The organism is Streptomyces sp. NPDC041796 (genome assembly GCF_055590785.1).
This window is the reverse complement of sequence record NZ_JBVJAH010000029.1, coordinates 1-13968: the sequence shown is the minus strand read 5'-3', so window position 1 is coordinate 13968 and position 13968 is coordinate 1. Positions and strand designations below refer to the sequence as shown.

The window sequence follows — 13968 nt, the reverse complement described above, 5'->3', positions numbered from 1 at the left end:
CCCCTCCATGCGACCTCAGTCGGACGACTCAGCCACACGACCCCGGGTAGTCGGCGCAGCTGTACGGCTCGCCGGGCGGCGGAACCGACTCGTCGCCGTCGAGCGTGCCCAAGGGATCGAAGGTGTCCTTGAACATTTCCACGGCAGCTCCGGACCACCCGTAATCCCGGACGTAGCCGGGCGCCTGCGCCACAGCCAGACCGCCGCCGACCAGCCCGAACGCACGAACCTTGCCCTCGGGTGGCTTGACGGTCGACGTTGGGGCGATGAAGACTCTCCGTGAGTCGAAGTCCCCTTCCGGGAAAATCACCCTGACGTTGGGGTTCCCGTCGTAGAGGGCGGCCATCTCCTGTGCCTGGGTCATGTCCTTGGCCACGAAGATGACGTTGTTCGACTGGATGCGAAGCTTCTTGTCGATCGTCCCCCGCGCTTGGGCCGCCGGCCGAGTGGAACCCGTGGCGTCGTAGGAGTCGACATCCACGATCTGGCCATTCTTCCAGGTGACCTTGACGAAGTCGGACGTGGTACCGGCCTTCGCCGAGTCGCCCTTCTCGTCTTTGATAGGCGTGTCCTTCTTGACATCCGGATCGGTGTCGTCCTGGATCAGGTACTGGACACCGTCGCCCTTCTTCGGGTCGTAGTACATGCCCGCCTTCTTCAGGTCGTCATTCAGCGTCTTGAGCGCCGTGTCCGCCGTCGGGCCATCGGTCTTGCTGGTGATGTGATGAGGCACACCGTTCTTGTCGTAGACCTTGGTGATGTTCCCCTTGCCGTCCTTCTCGGACGTCAGCTTCTTCTCCGGCTTGACCTGCTTGGGCCGGCCCCCTTCGCACTGCCCGGGGTTCCGGTGACACCAGTCCATCAGGTCCGGGTCGTAGAGGCCGCTCGGGTCGCTGCGCGTGATGGGGTTGTTGTGGCTGTACCCGTAGCCGTCCATCTGGAGCGGGTCGGTGACGTCCATGAGCGGGTCGACGCTGACGAAGCGGCCGATGGCCGGGTCGTACTCACGAGCCCCGAGGTGTGTGAGACCAGTATCCACGTCACGCGTTCCGCCGACGAAGCCCTTGTCTCCGGCCCAAGTGGCGGGCTGAGGGCCCCGGGGGCCGCCGAAGAGACCGGTCTTGCGGCGGGTGACAGCCTGGGTGGTCGCGTCTACTTGGGTGGTGGTGGTGCCGTGGTGATCGGCGAACAGGTAGGTCAGTTTCCCGCCGGTCCGCATGGCCACCACCGTCTCACCGGCGCTGTAGTAGCGGGTGCCGACGACCGTCCCGTCCTTGCCCAGCTTTGCCTCGTTGCCCTCGGGCAGGTACAGGGTCGTGCCGGACGAGTCGGCCCGGATGAGCCGCTGGCCCTCCGCGTCGTACAGGTAGCTGGTGACCATCGCGCCTTGGGTGGTCTTGGCCAGGTGCCCTTCCGCGTCCCACTCCAGGGTCTGTACCGCCGCCGAGCCGATCTTGCGCGTGTCGGTCTGGCCCAGCGCGTTGTACGTGTACGACTCGGTGGTCGTGCCCGCTGGACCGGTCTGGCTGACCGACGGCAGAGCGTGCTTGCCCGCCACCGGTGTGCCGTATGTGCGGGTGATGTCACTGGTTGGGCCCGAAGGGGTCTTGTGCTGCACCTCGGTCCTGCGGTTGCCGGAGGGGCCGTAGGTGTACGACGTCCAGTAGGCGTCCGGTCCCCCGACCGTGGTGGCCGACGGGCCCGCGTCGCAGCCGCCCGGGGCAGTCGGGGCGGCCGTCCATGCTTCGGTGATCTGCCGCAGGGCGTCGAAGGAGAAGCACTGCATATCCGTCACCGTCTGAGTGCCCTGGCCGGACGCGGTGGAGACCGAGGTGATGTTGCCCATGGGGTCGTAGTTGTAGCGGGTGTCGTCGATCCGCTGCGGCGCCACCTCGCGGTCCGTGTAGGCGCGGGTCAGCGCGCCGGTGTGCTCGTCGTACTCATACGAGCTCCACAGGTGCGCGGCGAAGGCGCCGTATTCGGCCCGCGTCGCCCGCCCGTAGTGGTCGTACGTCATCGCCGAAACGACGGGGTCGACCCCCGCGCCCACGGTGTTCAGCAAACCGCCCGCGGCGGTGTAGGTGTTGGTGATCTTCTCCGCCGGCAGCCCGCCTACGGCGGGCTGCTGCACCCACATCACCTGCCCGGTGTTGGTGTTGTAGGAGGTGGTCCACTTGTACGTGCCCGCCAGTGCGCCGGTCTCCGGGGCCGTCGGGAGGGTGACCTGGGTGGTGACCGGCTTGTAGAGAGCGTTGTAGAACGTGACCGCGGATTCGTAGGCCTTGCCGCCGATCCAGCGGGTAGATTTCGCCGGCTTGCCCTTGCCGTTCGTGGCGGTGTCGTAGGTCCAGGTCGCGAGAGTGGTGGTGCCCTGCTTCAGAGCGGTCTTGCGGCCCAGCTCGTCGTAGTCGGTGTGCAGCGTGGAGCCACGGGCGTCGGTGATGTCGGTGGCCCGGTCACCTTTGTCAAAGGTGACGTTCGCGACGCCCTTGTCCGGGTCCTCCACGTGGTTCTGCCGGCCGCGGACGTCGTAACCGTACTTCCAGAGGGCGCCGGACGGGTCGGTGACCTGCGCCAGTTGTCCCCGCTTGTTGTACGCGTACTTCGTCGACTGGAAGGTGGTGCGGGCGGCGTCCGTGTACTGCTTGATCGCGGTGGTGCGTCCCCGGGCGTCCGTCACCGTGGTCTTGGCGGTGCCGCCCAGCGGCGGGATGACCGTGGTGGTGTCTCCGGTGTAGACCGTGGTAACCCGCTTGGTCTCGTCCCCGAACCTCTTGGAGATGACCGCGGTGGTCCGGCCGGCACCATCGAAGAGGGTGTCGGTGGAGGCGGGATAGTTGAGTTCCTGCCCGGTCACCAGGACAGGCTCCGGCTTGCCGCCGGCGAAGAACGTGCCGGAGGTGCGCCATGCCTGGCCCCGGGTGTCGTAGGACGTCTCGCTGATCAGCCGTCCCGCTCCGTCGGGCGCCGGTGACTGGGTCTGTCGGGAGCGCAACTGGCCGTCGTAGAAGGCGTAGGACGTCTGGTAGACCGAGTTGTGGTCCAAAGCACTCGTTGTGACGACGTTGGGACCGTCGTTGCGGACGAGGTAGGAGAACGTGTAGCTCGGCGAGTCGGGGTAGGTCGCGGCGGACCTACCCGGATGCCAGATTTTGGTGATCCGGCCGAACGGGTCGTACGCCGTGGTGGTCACCCGCCCGTTGGCGTCGGTGACGCTCAGCGGCTGGCCACGCAGCGGGTCGGACTTCGTGATGATCTGGTGGCCCAGCGGGTTCGTTACCACGATGGTGGTCGGGGCCTCGCCGGTGGCGGGCGTATAGGTGGTCGTGTTTCTTTTTCCGTAGGTGTCGGTCGTGCTCAGCGGGCGACCGTAGATGTCGTAGTCGGTGACCGGGGTGGTGCTGACGATGTCGTAGCCGGTGCCCGTGCCGTTGATCTGCTCGACCTTGGTGGCGTCGCCCTTGGAGGGCGGGGTGCCGAGTGTCGTCGTACCGTCGAAGTAGACGCGACTGTCCGAGATCACGTCCGCGGGGCGGCTCACCGTCTCGCCGCAGGCAACCGCCGTCTTCTCCGTGCGGTAGACCCTGTCCAGCAGCCACGCGCCGGCGTTGCGGGCATAGTAGGCGGTGGCGCAGGTCTCGTCACCGGTCTTGGCCACATCGCCGAGGTCCGAGGTCCGGGTGACCATGCCATAAGCATCGAAGGTGTACGTGACGGCGGTCTTGTGCTGTCCGCCGGTGACAGCGGTCAATTTCTCCTCCCTCTCAGTGCCCGTCATGTAGGACTGGAGCGAAGGAAGACCGGCTCGGGTTCGCGTGGCTGTCGCGGGCGAACGCCACGGAGCGGAGGAGGTTGCGGAGACCAGTGCGCCGCCCTCGCCGTTGTAGAGAGCCGTGGCGCGGGGCATGCCGGCGAACTGCTCGCGGTCGGTGACCGCGACACCGGCGAAGTCGGTCACCGCGTCCCCGTCGATTCCTCGGAAGTACCGTGTCTCCGCCAGGGTCTTCGGGTCCGACGCCGCCCCCGTTCTGGTTTGTACGCGCCCGTAGCCACGTGGGACGGAATAGGTACGGTCCTCGGCCTTGGTGAACTCGTCCGTGCTCTTGGACCATGCTGCTCCGCCCAGATAGCTGTACGAGGTGACGGTGTCCGGCGACTCGACGAGGTTGTCGCCCTCAACGACCTGGGTGACGACATAGGTGTTGAACCAGTCGAGCTTCGCGGTGTCGCCCTCGTAGGCCCACTTCACCGGGAAGCACCTTGTGTTGTTGGTTCCGTCGGCCGGCGGAAGCGTCGTGGCGGTGCACTCCGGCTGAGAGTAGTACGCCCCCAGGGCGCCACCGGTTTCGGTGGTGATCTGCGACATGCGCAGGCGCACGAACGGCGCCAGGCCGTCCCCGGTCTTGTCGACGCGGTTGGCCCGCTGCTCACCGATGAACGTCACCGCCGGCAGCGCCAGGTCGCCGCCGGCCTTCCCCGTGTGGGTGATGGACTTCAACCACATGGGCCGGGAAATGCCGTCGCCCGAGGCGGGGAAGTCCTGAGCCAGTGTCCAGGAGTCCACCGCCTTGTAGGCGCCACCAGTGAGTACCTTGGTGGTGATCGATGTCAGACGCATACGGGACCAGAAGGTGGGGGAGAACTGGTCCTTGCACTCGTCCCCGTCCTTGCAGTGCTGGTCGAAGGGAGTGTCCGGCCAGTACGCCGCGTTGGCCGCGTCGAAGGTGCCGCAGTTGGTCAGGCAGCGCTCGTTCACGCCGAAGTGGACCTGGCCCATCGCCTTACCGGTGTAGACGGCGTCCGACCGCAGGCCGTAGTCGATGTGGTCCAGCCAACCGCCCCGTACGTAGGGCGTGGGTGTGCCCTTGCCGGTGGTCTCGGAGAAGGCGCGGCCGTAGTTGTTCTTTTCGGTGTTCCAGTAGTACGCCATGGCGTTGCCGTGAACGTCCACGACGTAGTCGAGCTGCCACCGCCATGCCTGCTGGCACCAGCCGTTGGTGAACGTTGTGTTGTAGCAAGGCTCCCCGGAGTGGTTGCCGAAGACCGGCACCGTCCAGGCGGAGTTGGTCACCGGATCGTCGGCGGCAGTGCCGTTGTCCTTCCAGCCCGACAGCCGGTTGAGACCGAAGAAGTACTGGGTGCCGTCGGTCGTGGTGACCTTCCAGTGTTCACCTTCACCGTCGACACCGGCGGTGCCCTTGTCTCCGTTGACCGCTCCGGTCAGCTTCTCGACCTTCTCGCCGGAGTCCGAGGCCGGATGCCAGCCCTTGCCCTCCTCATAGACCAACTCGGTCGTCTTGCCGCCGAGGGAAAGCATCGCGTTGTCGTTGAACCAGCATTGGTCCCACGCCTTGGTGGTGTTCGTACCGTCAGTCTTGTCGTCCTGGCAGGACTTGTACCTCCGCTCGATGAACCCCGGCTCGTATGACCAGCCGTCGCCCAGCCAGCTGGGCTGGTTATTCGACACGGCCGTACGCCCATCAACGGACTGTGAGCTGTAGCCCAGCGCCACGCCCGGCGTCAGGCCGCCCGGCACCTCAGGGACGCCCATCGGATAGGACCAGCTGAGCCCTCCCGTCGGACCGCCCGCGGCCCAGGAGCCTGAGGTCTCGAGCGGCGTGGCCTTGTAGTCGCCGGTGGAGCCGCCGGACCCGGCCGTGACCGCCAGCACCGTCGCGCCGGCCGCCGTCATGGTGCGCGCGGCAGGAGCCTTGGTGACACCCGGGCCTACCGGAACCTCGGCCGACACGCTGCCGGTCTCGGTATCGTTCTTCGTCACCAGGGGCCGTCGGCTTTGGCACTGTGCCTTTTCGGGCGTCGACAGCACACACGCCGGCAATTGCACCAAGCGCAGCCGGTTGGCCCAGTCGCCCCCGTACGCCCCGCTGAAGTCCGAGTAGTCGACCGCCACCTTGACCGCTGCCGGGGCGGCCACCGCGTCGCTGCGTCCCACAGACAGCAGTACGCCGTCAATGCCCGCCTTGCGCGTCGCGTCCCGGTCGGCGACAGAGACCCTCACCTTGGGTTCCGCGGCGGATCCACGGGGAAGCTTGCCCCCGGCTCCGGCACGGGCCACCGCCGTCGCCAGGCGTCCCGGCGTGACCGTCACGGGCAGTGGTCCGGGTCCGGTGCTCTTGTGCGGGCCACCCATCGCCTGCGACGCGGCGTTCTTCGCCTCCCCCGGGGAACCGAGATCGAACTCGGCGCTGCCTGCCGCGGGCCACGTCACCTTCGGCCGCCCCTTCCAGGGGCGCGCAGCAGCGTCGTCCTTTCGCTCCGCACCCCCCACGGTGACCTTCTCCACCGGCACTGCCTTCGGCTGCTTCACCGTTGGGAGCCTCACCGAATCACCCGGCCCTGCGGCGACGGCTGCACCCGGCAACGCCCCGGCCAGAACCGCGGTGAACAAAAGCGTCGGCAAGCCACGCATGCCGAAACGTCTCACCCTGTACCCCCCCATAAACAACGCATCCTCAAAAGAGCCAGCGAAGAGTAACAGCACACCCACCGAACACAACTGGAATTCTCTATTCCACACAGGGTCGGAAGTCGCACCATGGCAGAAACATATTCAAACGCCCTTGTCGGAGTAATGGGATGTGCTGCATAAAACCGGCACGATTATTGGCTTGCTGTCGAGTCCCGCCCCAGACGCCGACGCCATCCCTCACCACCAGGTCGTGGAGCAGGCCGGTGCCAACCTTCGGCCGAAACACCAGCACCGCGGGCAGCTCCTCACATCCCGGCACTGTCAGCCTCATTGGCACGGCCCCTACGGGCCCTGCACACCAGCAAGCCATCAATAACGCAACCGCCACCCCGCTCGACCTCGGCCTCAACGACCGCCGCGCTCGCGACCGCGCACTCTCCCACGAACCGCGCAGACCGGAGGAAGATGTCCGCGGGCTTCTCGTGGCGGGGGCTTGAGGTGAAAGACCATGGCCCAGGCTCCCATCAGCTGACGGTGCGGCCGCTTGACCCGTGGGATGCGATCTGAACGGCCCAGCCGTCCCTGGGCTGAAGCGGAACCACCTGCCTTCCGTCCAGACGGTAATTCCCCTCTCTCGGGTCGCTTTCCGGTGCTGAGCGACCCTGCAGCGCAGGTCGTCCCGGGGCGGCTCCGGGGCGGGTCGTACCGCGGCGAGTTGTGGACCCGCGAGGCACCCACGGCGCTCACTGGTCGCCAGTCACCGCCCTGTGGCGACCTCGCACCGGCCGTGCCGGAGGGCACCCTCGACGAGTTGGAAGCCCTGACGGCCGCCACAGGCGGCCACGGCCTCGCCCGCCGCTACCCAAGGCGGCCCGACCCCAGTGCCGAACGGTTCGTCGCCATTCACGGAGCCCGCCACTACCGCGCCGGTGACCTCGTCAGCGCCGATTACGACGGCGTGCTGTCCTACTTCGCGCATTCAGTCGAGCGTCGCCCATATGGTCGGTTTCGTCCGGAGGGGCCAAGCCGCATTTTCGAGTGCGCTCTCGATAGGCGGCTGACCTGTGAAAACCTCATGGCTCTACCCCGGGCGCAGGGGGTCAAATCCCGCTACGCCGGTAAGGCACTCCGCTGCTCGCCTGTTCGGCCGCGCTTGGTGGCCTGCCCGGACGTCGCTCCTGGACAACTGGACGCTCTCGACGGGCGGTCATTGGGGACGCCACGGGGACGTTGGGGACGCTGTGGGGACACAAGCATCCGCAAGGATCTGCATGGCCCGATGTGGGCGAGCAAGCTTACCTGCTCTGATCTGCACGAACGCCGAGAATCGGCGACGATAATGTCGCTGGGTGAATCGCTGAGAGGCCATGTCGGCCGCCCCGTTTCCTCTGTGGCTTTCAGTCCAGATGGGCAGATCCTGGCAGCTTGACCAGCGACCAGATACCTTATTGCGGGTTCAGGTCGGGGCGACTGACCGGCCTCGTCCTCAAGACGATCCATTCGTCGCGGCCGTCGCGATGCTCTTACCCGCGGCCAGACCTCCTTCCTCCACAGGTCCACCACATCGTCGTCGCGTTCGATCGCTCGCCGTGCTAGCTGCTGCCGCGACCAGCCGTGCCGCTGCAACAATCGCCTTGTGCCCTCCACGGTGGAGGAGACGTGGAACATCCGACCGATCAGAGTCTTCACACTGGCCAACGTCCACCGCTGATCAGCCCAGCCGTGCGCGAGTGGACCGCTTTTCAACTCCCGTTCCAATCGCACAGATTGGCCGTCGGGTGGCCGGGAGCGGCCAGGCTTTCGAGGCGACGCCAGCTGCACTGCCCTCGCGCCATTGACGTTGCCACCGTTCCATCGACCGCTCCGACACTCTAAGCGTGGTCACGATGGCTCGGGTCGTCTGCCCGGCCTCAAACCGGGCCACCGCATCCAGCACGCACTCGTTCGCGAGTAGCCCTCTCCGCGTCGGTGAAGCCCCCACCTCGCGCATACCTCACAGCCTCGGCAGTACCGAATCAGAAGACCTGGATCTGCCGGAACGCCTCGACATTCGTTCAGGTTCAGTTGCTCGTTGGGGACACGAGGAAACGCCGGCCCACGCGATCCGGTGGCGCCTGGCGGGCGGTGGGGCTGAGGCCCCGGCGTCTGGCCCACTCACGGAAGGCGCCAGGCCTCATGCCCAGCGAGTAGGCGGTCTGCTTCGTCGTGACGAGCGGCCGACCATCACGGCCCAACGCGGAGATCACCCCCAGATTGTCACAGGAGTACGTCGACGTTGGGGGCGCGAAGGCCGGATGCATGCCTGGGGGACCTGTGGTGTGCTGGAAGTGTCCGGAGGCTCAGCTCGGGCTGGCTCGCCCCAGGTACGGAGCCACAACCATGACACGCAGCGCATACCAGAGACTCCTCGCCGTCACAGGGACCCTCGTGCTGCCCACTGGGCTGCTGGTGAGCCAGCCGACCACGCCACCGGCGGCAGCACAGCCCGCTACATCGGCACGCTGTCCCGTTCACTTCCTTGGACTCCATGGTCTGGATGAGCAGAGCGACCTCACGTCACCCACCATCAACGCCACGTGGAAATCGTTCCAGTCGGCCGTCATCGCCAAGGCGCTTCCCCCGAAGCGGGACGCGATCGCCTTTCCCAAGGTGTCCAGGAACGAGTTTCTGGCCAAGAACAGCGTGATCGGCATCGAGCCGGACATAGACGACGGCGTGGAGGCTGTCCAGAAAGCCATGGACCAGGCCGTCAGGCGTTGTTCGTCAACGACGTTCGTGCTTACCGGATACTCGTTGGGCGCGTGGGTCGTCGACAAGTTCCTGGTCACCGACTCCCGTCGGCGGCAGCTCGTCCGCGCCGCGCAGCTGTATGGAGATCCGCAGTGGAGGGTTCCCGGACAGGGAAGAGGCTTGGCCGTGCTCTTCAACCGTGGCCTGCGCACGCCCTATCCACCGTTCCCCGAAAAGGTGCATAGTGTCTGCAATCGCGGCGATCCAGTGTGCGGCACCGGGTACCGGGATAACGGGCGAGATCTGGCGCAGCGGCTCAAGGACATGCGAGTGCCGATGAAGTGCCCCGCTTCGGCCCACTGTTACTCCGGCCGATCCACCACTGAGGGTGGAAAGTTCCTGGCGTCACGGGTCCCCACTGACTGGAACAACCGTACCTATGGCGTGACCTGCGGCGACACCGTGAGCAAGGCTGTGCCCGTCGCTGTACGGAATGGCAGAGGGAGCGTGAGAGCCGGTGGGAGCGACATCGGGAACTACGACTTCTGGAGTGTGCAGATTCAACGAATCACATCCGGGAAGGTGCGCCGTCTTGGCGATGTGACCGCCGTACTGTTCACGTGCAGCCCTCAGCCCAGCAATTTCTCCCTACACGAGCTGCGGGTCTACCGTGCCGTCGATGGTCGGGAAGTGGGCAGGACGCCGACGTTCGACGTAGAGGGGCTCGCGCCCCGCTACCAGCCGGGCACCGTGGCGTTCCGGAATGGCCGGCTGACTGCCGATGTCCGTTTCTTTGGGCCGGGTGACAGTCATGCCACCGGTCCGTCGATACTTCGCCATGTCACCTGGGAGTGGGATGGCAGCCGTTTCGTCAAGCGTTCCGAAGTTGATGCGGACAAATCTACCCGTACAGATTTGAGCACACACCGCATCACGGTGAACGGTATGGGCCCCCTGCGCCTGGGGATGAGCCGGGTGCAAGCCGAGCGGGCAGTTGGCGCTCGGATTCCCAAAGGCCCTGGCGGTCCGGACTGCACGGACATGGCCATCGACGGAGGGCCGCAAGGACTGCTGCTTCGGTTCTCCAACGACGACCGGCTTGTAGCCATTTACGTCGGTTCGACGGCGTCGACGTCGATCAGAACGGCCTCGGGAATCCACGTAGGCAGCCATCAGGACGAGGTGCTCGCGACCTATGAACCGGACGTGAAAGTAAATGAGATAGCGCCTGGTGTGGACCAGATCATCTTCACCCCCCGTGGGGCGCAGTTTCAGGGAAAGGTCATCACGTTCCTGATGAACGATCAAGGCACTGTTGAGTCCTTCATTGCGGGAGATAGCGAATTCGCGAACACGCTTCCCTGTGGCGGCGACTAAATGTCCAATAAATGATCTACTGTATGGCAGTTGGCCAGCGCCGCTTCCCGGTCACCCGAATCGCTTGCGGGGTTGCAGGGTGATTGACGGAGCGAGGTGGTCGATGATGCGGACAGCGGCCGATTTCGAGATGCCGAAGAGCGGGGCGAGCTGCCGCAACGTCAGGTTCGCGCGCCAGTACGCAGCGGCCAGGAGCAGCCGTTTCTCCAATGGCAGGCTCCACGGTCGGCCCTGGCGAACCAGGTCAGCCCACTCCCACCGCAGCGCGGCGATCAGCCTGCCGAACTGATGCAGACTCAGTTGGGCGAACGGACCTATCCAAGACGGCTTCGACGCCGTGATCACAGCAGTCACTGGGGGATCATTCCTTTGCTGAGAGTCCTTCCTGCTCCAGCGCGGTACCGCAGCGTTCAGCCTGCGGTCACCTGCCCCATGAAGCAGCGTCTGAGCGTGAAGGAGATGGTATTCCCGCCGGGCCGCGAACGGTCGGCTCAGCTCATCCCAGCGACGAGTGCAGCCGGTCGGCACCCAAGAGTCCCAGCGCAGTCCCGATGGCGTTGGCGCACAGGAAGAGTACGTTCTGGCCTGTGGACAACGGTTCCGCCTCGGGATCGGTCGTCAGCGCCCTGAGGCGGTCCTGGCTCAGCCCCCACACCATTCCCCGCACACCGACCGGCTTACGGAAGGCCAGGAGAACCCCGACGGCGCCGAGGAGCGCGGCTGCGCCGCCAAGGGGAACATGTGCTGTGAACAACTCCACTGTGCCCGCCGCCAGGAGAAGTGGGACAACGAGGCGGTATGCCTCGTGGCCCCGGCGGTACGGGCGGAAGACAGCCCAATCCAGGAACATGAGGCACGCCACGGAGGCGGGCATCACCACGAGCGCCGCGAAGATGTGTGCGGACTGTTTCCCGGAACATGCGCCGCCGTACCGTGATCCGCAGCCTCCCGTGATCGCCATGTCCCGGTAGATCAGGTACAGCGTCCCTAGCAGGACGGCCGCGACACCGGTGCACGCCGCCATGACCACGTACGTTCCGGGCGTCGGCCGCGTAGGCACTGTTTGGACTGGCATACCAGTTCCCCCACCCCAGTACGGGCTGACCTAGCCCCTCCACCCCAAGCTGTCGATCATTTAGCCAGTCGAACGACGCCGTGTCGACAACCGGTCCGCCACCGGCGTCGCCAACCTGTGGGGCAAACGGCTACGGAGCCTTTGGAGCAGACTCCAGCCGCACATGACGCGAGGCTTCCGGAACACCCTGACTGCAAAAGCGGGACAGCCCTTAGGGGACAGAAACCGCCATAGGTGGATCCCCTCCCCGTCACTGGTTACGGCGGTAGCCCTCCAAGGAACAACCGGGGGGTTGCCCTGATATCCGGCTTTTGCTCGGTTTGCTGTGGAGAGGGGGCGTCGCGATGTCGAGGCGCGCATGGTCGAGGTGGCCTACCGCTTCGACCTTCAAGGGCATCGGCAAGCCTTTCACGCACGCTCCGCACCGGGGTCGATCAGCTCGCGGTGCTGGGCGCGCCTGCCTCCGTCTCGGCGATGGAGTCGAGCAGGCGACGGGCGTTCCTGGGGGAACGCAGGAGGTGCGCTGTCTCGGTCCACGCGCTGAAGTCCTCTTCGGACATGAGGGCGGCGTTCCCCTTGCGGGAAGTGATGTGAACCGGCGCGTGGCCCTCGTTGACCTGCTCGATCAGTGGCAACAGGTTCTGGCGCGCCTCGCTGGTGGTGATGGGCATGCTGCCGCCTCCCTTCTCGACTTGTGCAAGACGTGGTGCGAGTCGGGATCGTGTCCACAGGGCGGCCCCTGTCGAGGCGGCGGCCGCTCCGGGTGAGGATGCCCGTCGTGAGCACGGCGGCCGGTACGGCGGGCCGGCGTGTCCGGGATCACACGGCGGTTCGACCGGCGTGCGGGAATCGGAGCGCCGCCGGTGCGGTTGACGCGTGCACCTGTAGTGGATGCACGTGCACATACCGCCCGGTACCCCGAGGAGCACCCCTGTGACCGTCACCGAGTCCGCCGCCTCCCGCGCGGCCGAGATCCTCTCCCGGCCCGTCTCGCTGAACGGCCTGACCGTTCCGAACCGCATCGTGATGGCGCCGATGACGCGCCAGTTCTCCCCGGGCGGCGTCCCCGGCGAGGACGTCCGGTCGTACTACGCCCGCCGCGCCGCCGCAGGTGTGGGGCTGATCGTCACGGAGGGCACCTACGTCGGGCACGAGTCGGCCGGCCAGAGCGACCGGGTACCGCGCTTCCACGGCGAGGAGCAGCTCGCCGGGTGGGCCGGGGTCGCCGAAGCCGTGCACGCGGCGGGCGGCAGGATCGTGCCGCAGCTGTGGCACATCGGCATGGTGCGCAAGCAGGGCGATGCCCCCTACCCCGACGCCCCTGCGGTCGGCCCCTCGGGCATCCGCCTCGACGGCACCGAGGGCGGCGGCAAGGCGATGACCCGGCGCGACCTGGACGATGTCATCGGGGCCTTCGCCGAGGCCGCCGCGGCCGCCGAGCGTATCGGCTTCGACGGCGTCGAACTGCACGGCGCCCACGGCTACCTCCTCGACCAGTTCCTGTGGTCGGGGACCAACCGCCGTACCGACGCCTACGGCGGCGACCCCGTTTCCCGTACGAAGTTCGCCGCCGAGATCGTGGCCGCCGTGCGCGAGGCCGTCTCGCCCGGCTTCCCGGTGCTCTTCCGCTACTCGCAGTGGAAGCAGGAGGCCTACGACGCCAAGCTCGCCGAGACCCCCGAGGAACTGGAGACCATCCTGGCCCCGCTCGCCGCGGCCGGTGTCGACGCCTTCCACGCCTCCACCCGCCGCTACTGGGTCCCGGAGTTCGAGGGGTCGGACCTGAACCTCGCGGGCTGGACGAAGAAGCTCACCGGCCGGCCCGCCATCACCGTCGGCTCCGTCGGCCTCGACGGTGACTTCATCCGCGCCTTCATGGGCGAGGGCGCCCCGGTCCAGGGCATCGACAACCTCCTCGACCGCCTGGAGCGCGACGAGTTCGACCTGGTCGCCGTCGGCCGCGCCCTGCTCCAGGACCCGCAGTGGGCGGCCAAGGTCCTGGCGAACCGGCTCGACGAGCTGAAGTCCTACGACGCGGCGGCGCTCAAGACGCTGAGCTAAGCGGCCACCTCGGGGCCACCGGCGGGGTGACAGCGTCCGGCGGCGCCGCCCCGAGGGCGCCGGACGGCAGCATCCGGCCGGGCGCCGCTGGGCCGACCGTCCGGCACCGCGCCCTCCGCGGCGCCTGGGTTTCCGGCACGCCGGGACGGACCGTCCGGCACCTTGCCCCGTCGGGCCCGGCCCGGGGGGAGCGTCATCGTGGCGGGGGGGGGGGGGGGGGGGGGGGGGGGGGGGGGGGGGGGGGGGGGGGGGGGGGGGGGGGGGGGGGGGGGGGGGGGGGGGGGGGGGGGGGGGG

4 protein-coding genes and 3 pseudogenes are annotated in these 13968 nt (G+C 67.1%); 2 read left to right on the top strand and 5 right to left on the bottom strand.

Annotation, left to right across the window (positions count from 1 at the left end):
* Positions 1 to 28 precede the first annotated feature (28 nt).
* Both ACZ6C1_RS35195 and ACZ6C1_RS35190 read right to left on the bottom strand, forming a co-directional pair.
* The gene (locus ACZ6C1_RS35195; protein WP_469246903.1) at positions 29 to 6328 is read right to left on the bottom strand and encodes an RHS repeat domain-containing protein; all 6300 of its coding nucleotides are present in this window, start codon (positions 6326 to 6328) and stop codon (positions 29 to 31) included.
* A gap of 1551 nt (positions 6329 to 7879) precedes the next feature.
* Positions 7880 to 8427, bottom strand: a pseudogene (locus ACZ6C1_RS35190) (winged helix-turn-helix domain-containing protein); the annotation flags it as partial.
* 382 nt (positions 8428 to 8809) lie between these two features.
* Here ACZ6C1_RS35190 and ACZ6C1_RS35185 point away from each other — a divergent pair.
* Positions 8810 to 10537, top strand: a complete 1728-nt coding sequence (locus tag ACZ6C1_RS35185; protein ID WP_469246902.1) for a cutinase family protein — start codon at positions 8810 to 8812, stop codon at positions 10535 to 10537.
* A 57-nt stretch (positions 10538 to 10594) separates the two neighbouring features.
* Here the strand turns inward: ACZ6C1_RS35185 and ACZ6C1_RS35180 are convergent.
* The 3 genes and pseudogenes from ACZ6C1_RS35180 to ACZ6C1_RS35170 form a co-directional block, all read right to left on the bottom strand.
* Positions 10595 to 10891, bottom strand: a pseudogene (locus tag ACZ6C1_RS35180) (helix-turn-helix domain-containing protein); the annotation flags it as partial.
* A 142-nt stretch (positions 10892 to 11033) separates the two neighbouring features.
* A complete protein-coding gene (locus ACZ6C1_RS35175) occupies positions 11034 to 11561 on the bottom strand; it encodes a hypothetical protein (RefSeq protein WP_469246901.1) in 528 nt (175 codons plus the stop codon).
* Between the two features lie 459 nt (positions 11562 to 12020).
* Positions 12021 to 12283: pseudogene (locus ACZ6C1_RS35170) on the bottom strand (type II toxin-antitoxin system Phd/YefM family antitoxin).
* A 262-nt stretch (positions 12284 to 12545) separates the two neighbouring features.
* Between ACZ6C1_RS35170 and ACZ6C1_RS35165 the strand changes: the two are divergent.
* Positions 12546 to 13673, top strand: a complete 1128-nt coding sequence (locus ACZ6C1_RS35165) for an NADH:flavin oxidoreductase (protein WP_469246900.1) — start codon at positions 12546 to 12548, stop codon at positions 13671 to 13673.
* Positions 13674 to 13968 lie beyond the last annotated feature (295 nt).